We start from the raw sequence: 18956 nt of genomic DNA, 5'->3' as shown, positions 1-18956 counted from the left end.
GCCATGCGCCTGATCTGTACGGCAATGTGTGTTTTGCTGATCAGTGGTTGTTCGTCCTACCGCAGCGACCACCCCGACCCTGTGCCCAAGGAACGCCTGCTGGGCCTGCAGGCGCCGCTGGACAACGCCAGCACCCTGGTGGTGCGCCGTGACATCGGCATGCTCGGTGGCGGCTGCTACGTGGCGGTGAAAGTCGACCGCACCGTGGTGGCACGCATCGGCATCGGCGAGATCGCCACCTTCAACGTGCCCGCCGGCGACCGCATCGTCGGCATCGCCACCGACACCGCCGACGACACCCTGTGCGGCAAGGGCAGCCTGAACCGCGAGATCCTCGTGCAGGCCAGCGCCGGGCAAGCGGAAAACGTGCGCATCGTCAGCGAAAACAAGCAGGGCTTCGCGATTTTGCAGGACAAAAAGCCGTAGACTTCGCAGGTCATTCACTCGCGTATTGGCAGGACCTGCATGCAAGCACTCGAAGGCCCGCGCATTCTGTTGCGGCCGCTGCAACCCGACGACGCCACCGCCCTGGTGGCCGCCGCCAGCGATGGCGAACTGTGGACCCTGCCCTTCACCGTGGTGCCCTCGGCCGCCACGGTGCAGGGCTATATCGAGGCGGCGCTCAAAGGCCGCGACGCCGGCACGGTGCTGCCCTACGTGACGGTGCTCAAGGACACCGGCGAGGTCATCGGCAGCACGCGCTTCTGGAAGGTCGACCGGGTGAACCGCAAGCTGGAGATCGGCAGCACCTGGATCGCCGCGCGCTGGCAGCGCAGCTTCGTCAACACCGAGGCCAAGTACCTGATGCTGCGCTTTGCCTTCGAGACGCTGAATTGCGTGCGGGTGCAATTCACCACCGACGAGATCAACGCCAGGTCACGGGCGGCGATCCTGCGCCTGGGGGCAAAACAGGAAGGGATCGTGCGCAACGAACGGATCATGCCTGACGGGCGCAAGCGCAATTCGGTGCGGTTCAGTGTGATTGATGAGGAATGGCCGCAGGTGCGGGCGCAGCTCGAAGCGCGATTACAGCCACACCGCCCGTAGCCGCTGCCGCAGGCTGCGCTGGCCCTATGCCTCGCTGAACATCTCCAGCGGACGCCAGGGCCAGCGCAGCCTGGCGGCAGCGGCTACAGGTAGGGGGGCCGGCCGCTTATTCCCCGGTCCACGACCCACCCAACGCCGCCTGCAGCTGCACGCTGGTGACCAGCTGCGTCGCCACCAGGCTCAGCAGCGTCTGCCGCTCGCTGAGGCTGGTGGCCTGGGTGGTCGCCACGTCCAGGTAGTCGATCACCCCCGCCTCATACTGGTCGCGGCTCACCGAGGCCGACTCTTCCGCCGACTGCGCCGAGGCGCGGCGCGCCACCAGCTCCGGCTCCAGGGTACGCAGCTCCACCAGGTAGTCCTCGACCTCGCCCAGACCGGTCAGCACCGTCTGCCGGTAAGTCGCCACCTTGGCGTCGTAGGCAAATTTCGCCTGCTCCACCGCGGCCTTGGTAGCGCCGAAGTCGAGGATAGTGCCGGTCAGGCTCGGGCCGATGGACCAGAAGCGGTTGGGCACCGAGAACAGGTTGCTGATGGTCGAACCCTGGTAGCCGCCGCTGGCGCTCAGGGTCAGGTCGGGGTAATACGCGGCGGTCGCCACGCCCACGGCGGCATTGGCGGCAGCCATCTGGCGTTCGGCGGCGGCGATGTCCGGGCGGCGTTCCAGCAGGCGGCTCGGCACGCCCAGGGGCACGGTAGGCACGTGGTACTGCCAGCCCGCGTCCACCGCCAGGGCGAAGTCGGCCGGCGCCGTGCCGATCAGCAGCGCAATGGCGTGCTCGTACTGGGCGCGCTGCCATTGCAGGTCGAGCATCGACGCCTGGGCACTCTGCAGCTGGGTCTTGCCGGTGGCCAGGTCGGCACGCGAGGAGATCTGCTCGTCGTACTTGTTCTGGATCACCTGCAGGTAGCGCTGGTAGCCCTTGATGGTCTCGCCGTACAGGGCAATGCGCTGGTCGAGGATGCGCAGCTGGAAGTAGTCCTGGGCCAGGGTGGACTGGGCGCTGAGGGTGGCGTTGGCCAGGTCCGCGGCGCTGGCCTGGGCGCTGGCGCGGTCTTCTTCGACGGTGCGGCGCAGCTTGCCCCAGATGTCGGCTTCCCAGCTCAGGCTGAGGCTGGCCGAGTGTTCGTTCTTCGGCGAGGCGGCGCTGGAGGTGCTGGTGCTGCTGCTCGACGAGCCGGTGCCGGTTTCGCTGCGGGTGCTGGACGCCGTGCCGGTCAGGGTGGGGAACAGGTCGGCGCGCGACTCGCGCACCAGCGCCAGGGCCTGGCGGTACTGGGCAGCGTACAGCGCCACGTTCTGGTTATTGACCTGCACCTGAGCCACCAGCGCGTTCAGCTGCGGGTCCTGATACAGCTCCCACCAGGGGCCCTTGGGCAGCTCGTCCTGGGGGCTCGCCGCTTTCCAGCCCTCGGCCTCCTTGAAGGTGGTGGAGATAGGCGCGGTGGGCTTCTTGTAGTCCGGGCCGACCATGCAGCCGCCCAGCAGGGTGCTGGCCAGCAGCACGGCAACGCAGAGACGGGAAGGCAGTGGAGCGTTCATTCATTAACCCTTGTCAGTCAGCCGGGCACGTGGGTGCGGCGGATACGCGTGTGCCAGAAGTGCCGGGTGGCGCGGCTGGCACGGTCGAGATAGAGGTACACCACCGGGGTGGTGAACAGCGTCAACAATTGGCTCAACGCCAGGCCGCCAGCGATGGCCACGCCCAGCGGCTTGCGCAGGTCGGCGTCGCCGCCGCTGCCCAGGGCCAGCGGCAAGGCGCCGAAGAACGCCGCCAGGGTGGTCATCATGATCGGCCGGAAACGCATGCGGCAGGCTTCGATGATCGCCTGTTCGGGCGGCAACTTGCGCTCGCGCTCGGCCACCAGGGCGAAGTCGATCATCATGATGGCGTTCTTCTTGACGATGCCGATCAGCAACAGGATGCCGATCAAGGCGATCACCGTCAGCTGCATGTTCACCGCCTTGAGCAGCAACAACGCCCCGACCCCCGCCGACGGCAGCGTCGACAGGATGGTCAGCGGGTGGATGTAGCTCTCGTACAGCACGCCCAGCACGATGTACACCGCCAGCAAGGCCGCGGCGATCAGCCACGGCATGCTCGCCGCCAGCGCCGCGTAGGCCTGGGCGGTGCCGGCAAAGCCGGCCTGGATGTCCCGTGGCAGGCCGACCTTGTCGACGGCGGCGTTGATGGCGGCGGTGGCCTGTTCCAGCGACACGCCGTCCTGCAGGTTGAAGGCGATGGTGCTGGTGGCCGACTGGCCCTGATGCGCCACCGCCAGCGGCGCGTTGTCGGGGCTGAAGGTGGCGAACGCGGTCAGCGGCACCTGCTGGTTGTCACTGTTGATCACGTACATGCGCTGGAGCATGGTCGAGTCGCTGGTGTACACCGGGTCCAGGCCCATCACCACGTGGTACTGGTTGAGGGTCTTGTACAGGGTGGCCACCTGGCGCTGGCTGTACGAGTTGTTCAGCAGGTTGTCGATGTCACTGACGCTGACGCCCAGGCGGCTGGCCGCCGCGCGGTCGATGTGCAGCTTGAGCTCCTGGCCGCCGGTCTGGCTGTCGGAGTCGATGCCGGTCAGCTCGGGCAAGGCGCGCAGCGCCGCCTCCACCTTGGGCTCCCACACCCGCAGCAGGTCGAGGTCGTCGGCCTGCAGGCTGAACTGGTAGGTGGCGTTGGCGCTGCGGCCGCCCACGCGGATGTCCTCGGCGGGCATCAGGAACAGCTGGATGCCGGCGACCTTGTTGTTGGCCTTGGTCAACCGGTTGGCAATGGCCGCGGCGCTGCTGGTGCGCTGCTTGTAGTCCTTGAGGCGGATGAAGAAGTCGCCGGTGTTGCGCGAGCCGGCGCGGCCGCTGCCGGTGGACGACATCACTGCCTCCACGTCGGGGTCGGCGGCCAGGTCGTGGGCGATCTGCATCAGATGCGGCTTGAGCGCCTGGAACGAGATGTTCTGGTCGGCGCGCACGGCGCCCATCAACACCCCGGTGTCCTGGGCCGGGAAGAAGCCCTTCTGCACCGTGGCGTACAGGTAGACGTTGAGCACCACGGTCAGCAGCAGGCTGAACATGGTCAGCAGGCGGTGGCGCATCACCCAGCCCAGCGCGGCGATGTAGGCGCCCTGCAGGCGCGCCAGCGCGGCCTCGATCCACTGGTAGATGCGCGGTTCCCGGGCGTCGTGCGCCGGCTGGCGCAGCAGCATCACGCACAGCACCGGCGTCAGGCTCAGGGACACCACCATGGACAGCGCCAGGGCGATGCTCAGGGTCACGGCGAACTCGCGGAACAGCCGGCCGACGATGCTGCCCATCAGCAGGATGGGAATGAACACGGCGATCAGCGACAGGGTCATGGACAGCACCGTGAAGCCCACCTCGCGGGTGCCCATCAGCGCCGCCCGCAGCGGGCGCATGCCCATCTCCTGGTAGCGGGCGATGTTCTCCAGCACCACGATGGCGTCATCCACCACGAAGCCGGTGCAGATGATCAGCGCCATCAGCGACAGGTTGTCGAGGCTGTAGCCCAGCAGGTACATGATCGAGCAGGTGCCGATCAGCGACACCGGCAGCACCACCGCCGGAATCAGCGTGGCGCGCAGGTTGCGCAGGAACACGAAGACCACGGCGATCACCAGCAGGGTGGCGATCAGCAGGGTTTCCTCGGTGTCGTGCAGCGAGGCACTGACCGTGGGGCCACGGTCGATCACCGGGATCAGCTGCACGTCGCCGGGAATCTCGCGTTGCAGCTCGGGGATCAGCGCCTTGATGCTGTCGATGGTCTGCAGCATGTTGGCGCCGGCCTGGCGGGTGACGCCCAGGGTTACCGACGGCTGGCCGTTGTAGTAGCCACCGACGAAGGCGTCTTCCACCGAGTCGTAGACATTGGCCACGTCACTCAGGCGCACGGCCGTGCCGTTCTGGTAGGTGATCACCAGCTGCTGGTAATCCACTGCCTTGTCGATCTGGTCGTTGCCGTCGATCACCCAGCTCTGGCCGTCGCCCTGGAGGATGCCCTTGGGCTTGGCCTTGGTGGCGTTGTCGATGGCTTCGCGCACGGTCTCGAGCGAAATGCCGGCGTTGGCCAGCAGGTTGGGCTGGATATCGATACGCACCGCCGGCAACGCGCCGCCGCGCACCGACACCTCGCCCACGCCGTTGACCTGGGAGATCTTCTGCTGCAGCTTGCTGTAGGCCAGGTCGTAGAGCTCGCCCGGGCTGCGCGTGGACGAGGTCAGCGCCAGCATCAGCACCGGCGCCTCCGAGGGGTTGGCCTTGCGGTAGGTGGGCAGCGACGGCATGGAGCTGGGCAGCAGGCTGCGCGAGGCGTTGATGGCGGCCTGCACGTCGCGGGCGGCGCCGTTGATGTCGCGGTCCAGTTCGAACTGCAGAATCAGCGTGGTCGAGCCCTGGCTGCTGGTGGACGTCATCTCGGTGATGCCGGCGATCTGCCCCAGGCTGCGCTCCAGCGGCGTGGCCACCGTGGCGGCCATGGTCTCGGGGCTGGCGCCGGCCAGCGAGGCGCTGACCATGATGGTGGGGAAATCCACCTGGGGCAGCGGCGCCACCGGCAGCAGCTTGTAGCCCAGGATCCCGGCCAGGGTGATGCTCAGGCTCAGCAGCAGCGTGGCTACCGGCTTGCGGATGAACAGCCGCGACAGGTTCATGCCTGCGCCCTGCCACGGTTGAAGCGGGCCTTGGCGCGCTCGCTGATGCGGTCAAACATCAGGTAGATCACCGGCGTGGTGAACAGCGTCAGCACCTGGCTCAGCAGCAGGCCGCCGACGATCACCAGGCCCAGCGGCCGGCGCAGCTCGGCGCCGGCGCCGGTGGCGAGCATCAGCGGCAAGGCGCCGAACAGCGCCGCCAGGGTGGTCATCAGGATCGGCCGCAAGCGCAGCAGCGCCGCCCGGTGGATGGCGTCGCGCGCGTTCAGGCGCTGGTGCTGGCGGCCCTCCAGGGCGAAGTCGATCATCATGATGGCGTTCTTCTTGACGATACCGATCAGCAGAATCACCCCGATCAGGGCGATCAGGCTGAACTCGGTGCCGGTCAGCAGCAGCGCCAGCAAGGCGCCGATGGCCGCCGAGGGCAGCGTCGAGAGGATGGTCACCGGGTGGATGAAGCTCTCGTAGAGCATGCCCAGCACGATGTACATGGTGATCAACGCCGCCAGGATCAGCCACAGGGTGTTGCCGGTGGCGGTCTGGAACGCGTCGGCGGCGCCCTGGTAGCGCAGGGTGATGCTGCTGGGCGCCTGCAACTCGCTCATCACGTCACTGATGGCCTGCTGCGCCTGCTCCAGGGAATAACCATCGGCCAGGTTGAACGACAGGGTCACGGCCGGGAACTGGTCCAGGCGGCTCAGCGACAGCGAGCCGGTGCGCTGGCCGACCTTGGCGATGTCGGTCAAACGTACCATCTGCGCGGCGGTGGTGGTGGTCGACGAGCTGGTGGTCGAGGCACTGCTGCCGGTGGTCGTGCCCGTGGTGGTGGTCACCGTGCTGCTGTTGCTGCCGGTGGTGCTGGTGGTGGCCGCCGCCAGGTAGATGTTATCGAACGCCGCCAGGTTCTGCTGGAACTTGCCCGGCACCTGCAGCACCACGCGGTACTGGTTGGACTGGGTGAAGATGGTCGAAATCAGGCGCTGGCCGAAGGCGTTGTACAGCGCGGTGTCGACGTCGGAGGCGGTGATGCCGTAGCGCATGGCCGCGGCGCGGTCCAGTTCCACGTAGGCCACCAGGCCCTGGTCCTGCAGGTTGTCGATGACGTCGCGCATTTCCTTGCGGTGCTGCAGCTTCTCCATCAGTTTGGGGATCAGCGCCGAGAGGTTGGCGCTTTCCGAGTCGTCCAGGGTGAACTGGTACTGGCTGGGCGTCAGCTGGTCGTCGACGGTGAGGTCCTGGGAGCTGACCAGGTTCAACTGCAGGCCGGGCACGTCCTTGGCGGCCTTTTCCAGGCGGGTGATGACCTGGGTGGCGGTGTCGTCGCGGTCCTCGAACGGCTTGAGTTCGATCTGCAGGCGGCCGTTGTTCAGCGAGCCGTTATTGCCGTCCACGCCAATGGTGGACGACACCGATTCCACCGCCGGGTCCTGGCGCACCACCTCGACCATGGCCTGCTGGCGCCGCTCCATTTCACCGAAGGAGACGTCCTGGGAGGCGCGGGTGAAGCCCTGGATCAGGCCCGTGTCCTGGGTGGGGAAGAACCCCTTGGGCACCACCAGGTAGAGGAAGCCGGTAAGGGCCACGGTGCCCACCGCCACCAGCAGGGTCAGGCGCTGGTGGTCCAGCACCCACACCAGGCCGCGGTCGTAGGCATTCAGCACCTTGTGGTACTGGCGGTCGCCCCATTGCGCGAAGCGGCTCTGGCCGCCTTCGGGCACGTGGCGCAGCAGGTGCGCGCAGAGCATGGGCGTCAGGGTCAGGGAAATGACCATGGACACCAGGATCGCCACCGCCAAGGTGATGGCGAACTCGCGGAACAGGCGGCCGACCACGTCGCCCATGAACAGCAGCGGGATCAGCACGGCGATCAGCGAGAAGGTCAGCGAGATAATCGTGAAGCCGATTTCCTGCGAGCCTTTCAGCGCCGCGGCCATGGGTTCCTCGCCCTCCTCCAGGTGCCGGGAGATGTTCTCCACCACCACGATGGCGTCGTCGATGACGAAGCCGGTGGCGATGGTCAGGGCCATCAGCGTCAGGTTGTTCACGCTGAAGCCGGCCAGGTACATCACGCCGAAGGTACCGATCAGCGACAGCGGCACCGCCAGGCTGGGGATCAGGGTGGCGGTGAAGTTGCCGAGGAAGGCGAAGGTCACCAGCACCACCAGGCCGATGGACAGCAGCAGCTCGATCTGCACGTCCTTGATGGAGGCGCGGATGGTCTGGGTGCGGTCACTGATGACGGTGAGCTTGACCGAGTCGGGCAACGCCGACTGCAGGGTGGGCAGCTTCTGCTTGATGCTGTCCACCACCTCGATGACGTTGGCGCCGGGCTGGCGCTGCACGTTGATGACGATGGCCGGCTTGCCGTTGGCGCTGGCCGACAGGTACTGGTCCTGGGGCGCCTCGGCCGTGGTGGCGACGTCTTTCAAGCGCAGGGCCGCGCCGTTTTCATAGGCCAGCACCAGCTCGCCGTATTCCACGGCGTCGCGCAGCTGGTCGTTGGCGTCGATGGTGATGGAGTGCGAGGGGCCGTCGAAGCCGCCCTTGGAGCCGTTGACGTTGGCGGCGTTGACCTTGTCGTAGACGTCTTCAAGCGTCAGGCCGTGGGCCGCCAGGCTGGTGGGGTTGACCTCGATCTTCACCGCCGGCTGCTGGCCGCCGGCCAGGCTGACCATGCCCACACCGGAAATCTGCGAGAGCTTGAGCGCCACGCGGGTGTTGATCAGGTCCTGCACGCGGGTCAGCGGCAGGCTGTCCGAGGTGGCGGACAGGGTCAGCACCGCCGTGTCGGCCGGGTTCACCTTCTTGTAGGTGGGCGGGTTCGGCAGGTCGCTGGGCAGCAGGCTGTCGGCGGCGTTAATGGCCGCCTGCACTTCCTGCTCGGCCACGTCCAGGGACAGGTCCAGGGAGAACTTCAGGGTAATCACCGAGGCACCGGCCGAACTGGTCGAGTACATCTGCGACAGGCCCGACATCTGCCCCAGCTGGCGCTCCAGCGGCGCGGTGACCGCCGAGGCCAGCACGTTGGAGCTGGCGCCGGGGTACAGGGTGCTGACCTGGATGGTGGGGTAATCCACTTCGGGCAGGGCCGAGGTGGACAGCAGCCGGTAGGCGAAGATGCCCGCCAGCATCACCGCCAGCATCAGCAGCACGGTGGCGACCGGGCGCTGGATAAAGAGTCTGGACGGGTTCATTCGGTTTGCGCGCCGGCTGCGGGCTTGGCGGTTTTAGCCGGCTTGGCGCTGGCGCCGGTGTCGGGTTTCTCCACCTCGACCTTGCTGCCATCGCGCAGGTGATCGATGCCGCGGGTCACCACCTGTTCGCCGGCGGCCACGCCCTGGGCGATCACGGTCTGTTCGCCGAACACCGGGCCCACCTTGATGGTGCGGCGCTGTACCTTGCCGTCCTTCACCGCGTAGAGGAACTCACCGTCGCTGCTCAACTGCACGGCCGCCGAGGGCACCACCACCGCGTTGTGCAGGGTGTCGGTGGTCAGCTTCACGTTGACGAACTGGTTGGGGTAGAGCTTTTCGTCCGGGTTGTCGAACAGCGCCTTGAGCTTGATGCTGCCGGTGCTGGTGTCGATCTCGTTGCTGATGAACTTCAGGGTGCCGTTGGCCAGCGGCGTGGTGCCCAGCTGGTCCAGCGCCTGCACGCCCAGCACTTCACCTTTGCGCACCTTGGGCAGCAGGGTTGCCAGCTGCGCCTGGGGAATGCTGAAGGTCACGGCGATGGGGTTGGTCTGGGTCACGGTGACGATGCCGGTGGTGCTGCTGGACGCGACGATGTTGCCTGGGTCCACCAGGCGCAGGCCGACGAAGCCATCGATGGGCGAGACGATCTTGGCGTAGATCAGGTTCAGCTTGGCGGCGTCGATCTGCGCCAGGTCGGCCTTCACCGCGCCCTGGTACTGGCCGACGGTGGCCATTTGCGTGTCCAGGTCCTGCTTGGCGATGGAGTCCTTGGCGAACAGGCGCTGGTAGCGCGCGGCGGTCAGCTGGGCGCTTTTCAGCAACGCCTGGTTCTGCGCCAGGTCGCCCTGGTACTGGTCCAGGGTGGCCTGGTAGGCCCGCGGGTCGATCTGCGCCAGCAACTGGCCCTTCTTCACGAACTGGCCTTCGGTGAAGTACACCGCCATCAGCTCGCCGTCGACGCGGCTGGTGACTGTCACCGAATAATTGGGGATCACCGTGCCCAGCGCCTGCTGGATCACCGGCACGTCGGCGGTGCCAGCGGTGCCGACCGCGACGCTGACCGTGGCGTTGGCATCCATGCCCGGCCCACCGTGCCGGCCACCCGGGCCTGCGGCACGCGCGGCACCGGCTTCAGGGGTTTCGCTGGACGACGGGGTGTGCCGAACGTAGATAAAGGCCGCACCAATGGCTGCGGCTATCAGGAGCACAAGCACGAGGCGCTTGCGAGAGCGGGCTGCCGGGATCTGGGTCATTGAAAGCTTCTGCGTGGGCAATGGACAAGGGAGGTAACGGGCGTCAGGTCTGCTTTGGGCAAATCACTTGGCAGCATAGCCAGTAAATGTGCAGGGAATGTGCAGACATCGCCTGCGAGGCGAGCCGCAGGGTAAGAGCAGTGAGGGGCCGGTAAGTTCATTGGGGCATTTGACCCTGCCCTGCCCCCCATGCCAACCCTGACGAACGGGCTTTGCCATTTATTTACAAAATGTTGACGAAGAGCCCACACCCCCGTAGCAGCTGCCGCAGGCGGCGTCCGGTCCCACCGCGGTGTCCCGGGAAAACCGCAGCGCCCTGGACGCGGCCTGCGGCCGCTGCTACGGGTTTTGCGATCACGTGCGAATGGAGGCTTCCAGGTGCGCCAGGTAGCCATCGAATCGCGCCACCAGGTCCAACTGCTCCGGGAACCGCAGCCATTGCAGCTGCAACCCGTCCATCATCGCCAGGCACTCCTGCACCACCCCGCCCAGGTCGACGTCGGCGCGCACCTCGCCCAGCGCCACCAGCTCCTGCAACTGCCCCACCATGCGCGCATGAATGGTGCTGTAGCGCCCCTGGAACCAGGCCCAGGCCGGGTGGCCTTCCACCAGGCTTTCGGCGTTGAGCATGCTGAAGGCGCGGATCACCCCCGGCGCCGTGGCGTTGGAGCGGTTGATGGCGCTGAGGCTGCCCAGCAGCCCGCTGAGGGTGGGTTCGCCGCGCACCTCGTCGGCGATTTTCTGGCTGACCGCGTCGCGGCGGTCCAGCACGCCCATCAGCAGCGCGGTCTTGTTGGGGAAATGGTGCAGCACCCCGGCCACGGAAATGCCGACGATTTCGGCGATGCGCGCAATGGAGGCGCCGCCGTAGCCTTCCAGGGAAAACATCTGCAAAGCCGCGTCCAGCAGCTCTTCGCGGCGTTTCTCGCCCTTGGGCGCGCGGCGCTGGCGCGGCGCGGGTTTGGCAGGTTGGGAATCAGCAGTCATGAACAGCGTCTTTTATTATCCAGGCCCCACCCTAGCGCGATCCGCCCGGCCACGGCAAATCTCAGCCCTTGAGCAGCGGGTACAACGACAGCACCAGCATCAGCGCCATGCCCCAGTTGAACAGGCGCAACCAGCGCGGCTGGCTGAGCACCGTGCGCAGCGCGCTGCCACAACTGACCCACAGCGCCACGCTGGGCAGATTGATGAGGGCGAACAGCGAGGCAATCACGAACACGTTCACCAGGTAGCCCTGGGCCGGCGCGTAGGTGGTGATGGCGCCGATGGCCATGATCCAGGCCTTGGGGTTGACCCACTGGAACGCTGCCGCGCCCAGGAAGCTCATGGGCCTGCGGGTATCTTCCACGGCGGCGGACGGCGGCCCGGAGCGGGCAATTTTCCACGCCAGGTACAGCAGGTAACTGGCACCGGCCCAGCGCAGCACCGTGTAGGCCCAGGGCAGCACCTTGAACACCTCGCCCAGGCCCAGCCCCACGGCAATCACCATCACCATGAAGCCCAGGCTCACCCCCAGCGCGTGGGGCATGGAGCGGCGGAAACCGAAGTTCACCCCCGAGGCCAGCAGCATGGTGTTGTTCGGGCCCGGAGTGATGGACGACACCAGGGCGAACAGGGCGAAGGCGTACAGCAGGTCGAGGGAGGACAGCATGGGAAGGACTCCGGGGGGCAGGCTGAGAACACTACGGCATCACCCGGTAGGGCAGCAGGTACAGCTATGGGAAATTGGACCAGCACAGTTCCGTCAACTCCTATAACTGACCATTACAGACGGCTGTAGACCGCGCCGTTTCAGCTCTGCGACTCGACAGTGTGTTCCGATCAAAGGCACTTCTGCCAATGTTTGAAACATATATTTACATATGCCTTACACAACTTTCGCCCCTGTCGACATTTCCTTGCCACACCTATAACAAAATTTTCACGCCACTGGCGCGATAGTTTCATCTTGTTGAACGACTCCAATGATCGCCTTCCCTACCCCCGGAGTTTTCCCGCAGCGCCTGACTTATTGGGCAAGTTACAGACATCAATGTACGCGATGTATCAAGGAGACAACATGAACATTCCAACCGACCCCATCCCGACCGCGCCACGCTTCAGTATCGCCATGGTCAACTACAAGACCTGCGAGATGACCCGTGCCTGCCTGGAGTTGCTGCGCGAGCAGCTGGTCGGCCTGGACGTGCCGGTGTGGGTGGTGGACAACAACTCCGCGGATGACAGCACCGACTACTTGCGCAGCCTGGATTGGATCAATCTTCTGGAGCGTGTACAACCCGCGGGGGAAGCCGGCCATATTGCCCACGGCAAGGCACTGGATATGATCCTGGAGCGTATCGACACCGACTATATACTGCTTATGCATACTGACACTTTCATATACAAACCCGAAGTGTTCAGCTTATTGCTTGATATGATTACCAAAAACCCCAACACAGCAGCAGCGGGTTGTTATGAACAACTAGACCGGGGCTTGGTACGCACGGCATGGCGCTTCAGTTCACGCTATTGCAAGCATCACTACCGGCGCATGGCCCGGGCGCTGGGCCTGTCGGCCCGCGAGCCGAAGCCGTGGAAGGAAACCCACCTCAAGAGCTTCTGCACCTTGTGGAACGCCAAGGCCATGAAGCACCGGGGCCTGCACTTCTGCATGGATGACCGGGTGCCGGGCTACACCCTGCAGGACCGCATGGTGGCCTCCGGCTTCTCCATTGCTACCCTCTCCGCCCACCGCCTGTTCAAGTACCTGGACCACATTCAGTCCGGCACCGTGGCCGCCCGTGGCACCTACGGCAAGGACCACCGCCGCACGCGCATGTACGACCATGCCCTGGCGCGCCTGCACCATAAAACCGCCGGCACCTGATCCACCTCACCCCGCAAGGCGTTATTTTCAGGGGCCTTGGGGGCATGGCTGCGCTATAGTGTCGCACTTTCCCAGCCTGCCCTTTTCGAGGATGTCCCTGTGGCCTCAATGCTGACCTTGCGCGCCATGTTGAAACCGGTTTCAGTCCTAACCCTGTCGCTGCTCGCCGCCCACTCCGTGAGCGCTGCCGACTGGGTTGTATCGTCCAACGACGGCAAGTACCAGCGGGTACAAGGCCGCGACACCTACCCCGACGCCGCCAAGCCCGACACCCTCACCGTGCTGGACGCTAGCGTGTTCCCGCCCAAGGTCAACCAGACCGTGGAAGTGGAAAACGGCATCCAGGGCCCGCCCCAGGCCGCCGCCATCAGCCCCGACGGCAGCCTGGCCCTGGTGGCGGCCCCCACCCGCTACGACCACGCCGCCAAGCAACTGCAGATGGACACCTTCCTGCAGGTGGTGGATCTGTCCGCCAAGCCCGCCACTGTCAGCAAGATCGAACTGGGCAGCCACCCGCAGGCCGTGGCCTTCGACCGCAGCGGCAAGTGGGGCGTGGTTACCTGCGTGGACGGTGGCGTGCGCCCGCTGCGCATCGACGGCCATCAGGTAACCGTGCTCGATAGCATCGTCCTGGGCAGCAAGCGCCTGGCCGGCGCGGCGTTCACCCACGACGGCCAGCATGTGCTGGTGTCGCTGCGCGATGAGCAAGGCGTGGCGGTGCTGAGCCTGGTGGACGGCAAGTGGGCCGACAGCGGCGACCGCATCAGCACCGGCGTGGCGCCCTACACCATCGACGTGTCCAGCGACGGCCACTGGGCGGTGGTCAGCAACGTCGGCCTGGCCGGCCTGCCCAATTACAAGGGGCGCCTGGCCGGTGACGAAGACAGCGTGACCCTGGTCGACGTGTCCAAGGTGCCGTTCCGCGCGGTGCAGCACCTCAACGTGCCGTCGCTGCCTGAAGGCGTGGCGATTTCGCCGGACGGCAAGTGGATCGTCGCGCAGTCCATCGACGGCTCCAACCTGACCCCGGACAACCCCGGCGTGCGCGCCCATGGCCGCGTGACTCTGTTCGCCCTGCGCAACGGCAAGGCCGAGAGGGTCAACGACGTGGCCGACGGCAACTCGTCCCAGGGCGTGGTGTTCAGCGCCGACAGCAAGCACGTGATCGTGCAGTTCAACGTCGAGCATCAGCTGGGCTTGTACAGCATCGAAAACGGCAAGCTGGTGGACAGCAAGCAGCGCATCGAACTGAGCGGCGGCCCGTCGTCGCTGCGCAGCGCCCCGCGCTGACCCCACCCTTACACTCCCCGTAGCAGCGGCCGCCGGCCGCGTCCTTCCAGCCACACCGTGGTGGCATCGGACGCAGCCTGCGGCAGCTGCTACAGGGAGTTGGTCAGTCGCGCGCCACGCAGCGGGCGCGGCGTTCGTCCACGCGGCGGGCGAACCAGGCGGTGGTCAGGTGGCGGGTGATCTTCGGGCTTTCCAGGGTGATGCCCGGCAGAATCGCCCGCGGCAGCGGCTTGCCGGCCACCTGGTCGGCCAGCTCGAACACCCGCTGGTACACCCGCGTGTCCTCGAAATCCAGCTGCTCGCCCTTGTCCAGCGCGTTGCGAATGGCGCTGTCGCTCATGTCCAGGCGCTTGCCCAGCGAGCGCACCGCCAGCTCCGTCTGCCCGGCGCTGAGCGAACCGTAGTCAATCAGGTCGCCGTCCAGCGCCAGCCGCGCCTTCACCAGGCGGTTCAACGCCGCCTGGAAAGCCGCGTTGCGGCTGGCGTAGTGGCCGGCGTTGAAATCGGCGAAACGGTACAACGGCTCGGGATAGTGCACCGGGTAACCCAGCAGGTGGGCGGTGCCGAAATACACCCCGCCGCGGCGGCTGAACACCTCGCGGCGCACCGTGCCCTGCAGTGGGTACGGGTAGCCACGCGCGTTGCGTTCGGCGAAGGCCACGCTGACCTGCATGGGTCCGGCAGTGTGTACTGGATTGAGGGTGCCGAACAGCTGGCCACCCAAGGGCACCATGCCGATGAAATCATCGAACACATCACTCAGCTCGCGCTCCGAGCGCACGCTGGCGATGCGCTGGGCGTAGCTCTTGCCGGTGGGGGACTTGATCGCCAGCGCCGCGTCCACCAGGAAGCCCGGCACGTGCAGGCGCGCCGCACGCCGGTCGATCTCGGCACGGGCGATGCCACCCAGGCCGGGCACTTGCGGGTCGGCCTGGAAGTTGGACTCCTGCTCGATGACGGCGATCACCGAACACAGGTTCTGCGTGCTGGGCTCCAGGGCCTGGGCCTGGAACGCCGCCTGGATGTCTGCCGCCCAGCCCTGGCGCTGGCTGGCCGAGGGCGGCAGCAGGCGCGCCACCTTGGCGCGCACCTGCTCGGGGGTGAGGCTGGGCTGCTGCGCCTGATGGCTACAGGCGGCCAGCGCCAGCATTCCCATCAGCAGTAAAACGTGTTTCAGCTGGCTCAATCCTCACCTCGGTTTCAGGGTTTATTCATCAGCATAGGCCTGCGGCTCGGTGGCGGTAGTGTCGATACGCGCAGCCATGGCCTGTTCGAACTGCGCCAGGGGTACCAGCGCCTTGCCGTTCGGGCCGCTGAACTGCACCCGGTACGGCGCGGCGTGGCTCAGGTCACGCAACTGGTCCAGGCTCTGCGCCACGTACGCCAGGCTCACGTAGCGCTGGCCGTCGCGCGGGTCCAGCCAGCGTTCGAACAACAACGTGCCGCCGGGCGCCGCATCGTTTTGCGGGTACTCGGCAATCTTCCAGTCAAAGCCCAGCAGCGTGCGCAACTGCGCGATGTTGCTGTCATGCCCCACGTAGGCCAGCCACGACGCAGGCGGCGGGCCACCGGCCAGCGACCGGTCGGCCTGCGCCAGCGCCAACAGCACCTGGTGCAGCAATTGCGAGGCGCCGCGCCTGGCAATGTAGGGCAGGTGCTGAGTCAGAGCGTATTTGCCGCTGCGCAGTTCCATCAACCCCGCCACTTGCGCGGCATTGGTGGCGTGACCGAAGGCCACTTGGGCCAACGGCATGCCCTCGGCGTACTCCATGCGAATGGTCTCGGCCATGGCCGCGCCCAGGCTCAGCGGGCCGCTGAGCTTCACGGTGCTGCCCTTCTCTTTCAGGCCCCAGGCCTGCTCGCTGAGCGCGCAGGGTTTGCCCTTGGCGCAGCTGGCAGGCACGCCGACCACCTGCTGCATGCGCAGCAACGCCGCGCTGTAACGGTCATGCGCCGCCTGCGGGCTGCCGCCCATGGCGCTGAGCATGGCCTGCTCGGCCTGCTGGCGGTCCAGCGCGCCCAGGCCGTTTTCACTGGCGTGGAACAGCCGGTCCTGGCTGGCGCGGCCGTGGTGCACCGGCACCTGGCAGCCCGGGAACATGCCGTCCAGCAGCGCCTTGCCGGTGGCGCGGGTGCGCGCCGCCGGGCTGGCCAACAGGTACACCTGGCCGGCGCCGGGGCAGCCGTCGGCGGCCAGCAGGCCCTGGTCCTTCAGGTAGCCGCGTTGCCACTGGCCCAGCAGCACCGTCGCGGCGCGGCCATGCTCGGTCAACTGGCCGTCAGCCACCGCGAACCTCGGCCAGGGTTTGCCGGAACCGGCGTCCAGCGCCGCGGTGTCGGTGGCCGGGCGGATGCCGTGGCGCATCACCAGCACCACCTTGTCCAGGCGCAGGCCATGGGTGTCGAGGGTATCGGCATGGGCAATGGCGCTGCTTGCCAGCGCCAGGGCCAGGGTGAACAGGCGCAGCGGTTTAGAAGTCATAACGGGCATTCACGCTCAGGGTCCGAGGCGAACCGGGTTGCAGGTAGTTTTCCTGGTACCAGGTCCAGTATTTCTTGTTGGCCAGGTTGGTGACGTTGGCGCCGAAGGTCAGCGCGTGGCCGCCGGCCAGCTTCATGCGGTAGCCGCCGCCGGCGTCGAACAGGTTGTAGGCGTCCAGGGTGTTGACGTTGCCCGAGTCCACCGCCATGGGGCCGATGCGCTGGGCCCCGGCACGCACGAACAGGCCCGGCAACGCGCCAATGCGGTAGGTGGCCTGGGCGGCGGCCTGGTAGTGGGCGGCGCCGGCGGCGCGGTTGCCGTCGACGTCGCCTGCGTCCAGGTACTCGGAGTCCAGGGACATGAGGCTGCCTTCAAGGGTCAGGCTGTCGATGGGGTCGACGCTGGCGTTCAGCTCCAGGCCCTGGTAGCGGATGGTGCCGCTCTGCACGTATTCGTTCTGGCTGTTGGTGTATTCCGCGCCGCGGTCGATGCGGAAGGCGGCGGCGGTGGCGCTCCAGTTGCGGCGCTGCACCTTCATGCCGATCTCATACTGCTTGCTGCGCAGCGGGCCCAGGGTGCTGTCTTCGTTGACCGTGCCGGTGGGCGCGGTGCCGCCCGCTTCCAGCGACTCGACGTAGCTGACATAGGCGGTGAGGTCCTTGATCGGCTTGTACATCAGCGCCACGGTGGGCGTGGCCGGGCGCGCCTTGTAGCGCACGGCGTCGCTGGTGGCCGAGTCGTGGGTCATCTCGCGGAAGGTTTCGTTGCGCAGGCCCAGCAGTAACGACCACTGCTCGCCCAGGCCGATGGTGTCGCTGGCGAAGACCGCGCTCTCCTTGATCTGGTCGTCGCCGTAGGTGCCGCCGCTGTAGTCGATGTCGTAGACCGAGAAAATCGTCGGGTCGTAGAGGTTGCCCTTGCCGACGGTGGTCTTGGGCGTGTTCACCGACTTGCGCGAATCGAGCTGCGAGTAGCTGCCGCCCAGCACCACGTCGTGGCTGAACCAGCCGGTGTCGAACTTGCCCTCCAGGGTGCCCATGGCGTCGTTGTATTCGTAGCCGTGGTATTCGGAGGTGACCTTGTCGGAGTAATTGCCGCTGTTGCTACTGATCTGGTACTGGTCCTTCACGTAGCGGCGGTCCGAGTCGCTGTAGCGGTACGCAAGCTTGCCCTGCCAGTTGGGGTTGAACTGGTAGGTGGCCGACAGCGTCGACAGGCTGTAGTCGACGTCGGTGTAGGAGCCGTTGCTGTACAGGCGCTTGCTGCCGTCGATGGCCTTGGGCAGCGAGTACGAGGGGCTGACCACGATGTCGGTGCCGCCGGAGGTGGTGCGCTGCTGGTACAGGGTGTCGAAGTTGAGGGTCAGGTCATCGGTCAGCTTGGCGTCCAGCGCCAGGCCCACTGCCGTGCGGTTCACCGAGGAGCCGCCGCTGGCTGCGTCGCCCTCCTCGTGCACCAGGTTCAGGCGGTAGCCGAAGCGCGGGTCGTCCAGGCGGCCGCCCACGTCCACGTGCTCCTTGTAGACGTTGTCGGACTGGTAGCCGGCGTCGACGCTGAAAATGCTCTTGTCGGTCGGCCGCTTGGTCACGTAGTTGACGATGCCGCCGGGGCTGCCGAAACCGTACATGAAGCCCGACAGGCCCTTGAGCACTTCGACGCTGTCGAACATCTCCAGGGGCATTTCCACGCCGCGGTTGATGTTGGCCATGCCGTCCACCTTGTAGCCGTTCAGGTCATCCAGGGGCAGGCCGCGCACGGCCAGGGTGGCCGGGTGGGTGCCGTAGCTGGAGCTGATGGAGGTCACCGAGGCGTCGTACTTCACCGCCTCGGAGAGGATGCCGGCCTGGCGCTGCTGGATCTCTTCGCTGCTGACGCTCTTGAGCGAGAACGGCGTGTCGATGGCCGCCTTGCTGCCCAGGGCGCCACTGGACATCTGCTTGTGCAGGTCGGGCTTTTTCGCCTTGGCGGCCTTGACGGTGACCTGGGGCAAGGTTGCCAGCAGGCTGTCATCGATGACCGGGGCCGGGTCGGCCGCCCAGATCGACGGCGCCAGGGCGAAGGCGGCAAGGCCTGCGCCGGTGCGCAGGGACAACGGGTGGAACGGGTGGTTGCGACGCATGACGGTACCGAAAAATGAGCGCACGACGCCGCCC

At 66.5% G+C, this 18956-nt stretch carries 13 protein-coding genes; 4 read left to right on the top strand and 9 right to left on the bottom strand.

Annotated features, from left to right (window positions below; all coding sequences use genetic code 11):
- The first annotated feature begins 3 nt into the window (after window positions 1–3).
- Both AC0J42_RS10615 and AC0J42_RS10610 read left to right on the top strand, forming a co-directional pair.
- Entirely contained in the window at window positions 4–426 is a 423-nt protein-coding gene (locus tag AC0J42_RS10615; RefSeq protein WP_473006091.1) for a 3-isopropylmalate dehydratase, read from the top strand.
- Window positions 427–465: 39 nt separating this feature from the next.
- The gene (locus AC0J42_RS10610; protein WP_416423520.1) at window positions 466–1047 is read left to right on the top strand and encodes a GNAT family N-acetyltransferase; all 582 of its coding nucleotides are present in this window, start codon (window positions 466–468) and stop codon (window positions 1045–1047) included.
- Between the two features lie 106 nt (window positions 1048–1153).
- Here the strand turns inward: AC0J42_RS10610 and AC0J42_RS10605 are convergent, their stop codons facing one another.
- The 6 genes from AC0J42_RS10605 to AC0J42_RS10580 all read right to left on the bottom strand — a co-directional run bounded on the left by AC0J42_RS10605 (window position 1154) and on the right by AC0J42_RS10580 (window position 11813).
- Window positions 1154–2587 (bottom strand): efflux transporter outer membrane subunit, encoded by a 1434-nt coding sequence (locus AC0J42_RS10605; RefSeq protein ID WP_473006090.1) that lies wholly within the window; start codon window positions 2585–2587, stop codon window positions 1154–1156.
- 17 nt (window positions 2588–2604) lie between these two features.
- Window positions 2605–5712, bottom strand: a complete 3108-nt coding sequence (locus AC0J42_RS10600) for an efflux RND transporter permease subunit (RefSeq protein ID WP_416423518.1) — start codon at window positions 5710–5712, stop codon at window positions 2605–2607.
- Window positions 5709–8906, bottom strand: coding sequence for an efflux RND transporter permease subunit (locus tag AC0J42_RS10595; protein WP_473006088.1), 3198 nt, complete (start codon window positions 8904–8906; stop codon window positions 5709–5711). Before AC0J42_RS10595 ends, AC0J42_RS10600 begins: the two co-directional genes overlap by 4 nt.
- Window positions 8903–9985: an efflux RND transporter periplasmic adaptor subunit gene (locus tag AC0J42_RS10590; RefSeq protein ID WP_473006087.1), complete on the bottom strand. Its 1083-nt coding sequence runs from the start codon at window positions 9983–9985 to the stop codon at window positions 8903–8905. Before AC0J42_RS10590 ends, AC0J42_RS10595 begins: the two co-directional genes overlap by 4 nt.
- A gap of 528 nt (window positions 9986–10513) precedes the next feature.
- On the bottom strand, window positions 10514–11146 hold the full coding sequence (locus tag AC0J42_RS10585; RefSeq protein ID WP_473006086.1) for a TetR/AcrR family transcriptional regulator: 633 nt from the start codon (window positions 11144–11146) through the stop codon (window positions 10514–10516).
- 61 nt (window positions 11147–11207) lie between these two features.
- Window positions 11208–11813, bottom strand: a complete 606-nt coding sequence (locus tag AC0J42_RS10580; RefSeq protein WP_416423514.1) for a LysE family translocator — start codon at window positions 11811–11813, stop codon at window positions 11208–11210.
- A gap of 408 nt (window positions 11814–12221) precedes the next feature.
- Between AC0J42_RS10580 and AC0J42_RS10575 the strand changes: the two genes are divergently transcribed.
- Together AC0J42_RS10575 and AC0J42_RS10570 are read left to right on the top strand one after the other, a co-directional pair.
- The gene (locus AC0J42_RS10575; protein ID WP_473006085.1) at window positions 12222–13031 is read left to right on the top strand and encodes a glycosyltransferase family 2 protein; all 810 of its coding nucleotides are present in this window, start codon (window positions 12222–12224) and stop codon (window positions 13029–13031) included.
- A gap of 108 nt (window positions 13032–13139) precedes the next feature.
- Window positions 13140–14321 (top strand): YncE family protein, encoded by a 1182-nt coding sequence (locus tag AC0J42_RS10570; protein WP_473006840.1) that lies wholly within the window; start codon window positions 13140–13142, stop codon window positions 14319–14321.
- Between the two features lie 103 nt (window positions 14322–14424).
- Here the strand turns inward: AC0J42_RS10570 and AC0J42_RS10565 are convergent, their stop codons facing one another.
- From AC0J42_RS10565 to AC0J42_RS10555, 3 genes are read right to left on the bottom strand one after another with little or no spacing between them, the layout of a single operon-like run.
- Entirely contained in the window at window positions 14425–15477 is a 1053-nt protein-coding gene (locus AC0J42_RS10565; RefSeq protein WP_473006839.1) for a DUF1615 domain-containing protein, read from the bottom strand.
- 51 nt (window positions 15478–15528) lie between these two features.
- The gene (locus AC0J42_RS10560) at window positions 15529–16803 is read right to left on the bottom strand and encodes a histidine-type phosphatase (RefSeq protein WP_473006084.1); all 1275 of its coding nucleotides are present in this window, start codon (window positions 16801–16803) and stop codon (window positions 15529–15531) included.
- Window positions 16793–18922: a TonB-dependent receptor gene (locus AC0J42_RS10555; protein WP_473006083.1), complete on the bottom strand. Its 2130-nt coding sequence runs from the start codon at window positions 18920–18922 to the stop codon at window positions 16793–16795. Before AC0J42_RS10555 ends, AC0J42_RS10560 begins: the two co-directional genes overlap by 11 nt.
- Window positions 18923–18956 lie beyond the last annotated feature (34 nt).

The organism is Pseudomonas sp. Tav-5-1A, from assembly GCF_055755055.1.
Note: the sequence above shows the minus strand (reverse complement) of the source record. Positions and strands in the feature narration are given on the sequence as shown.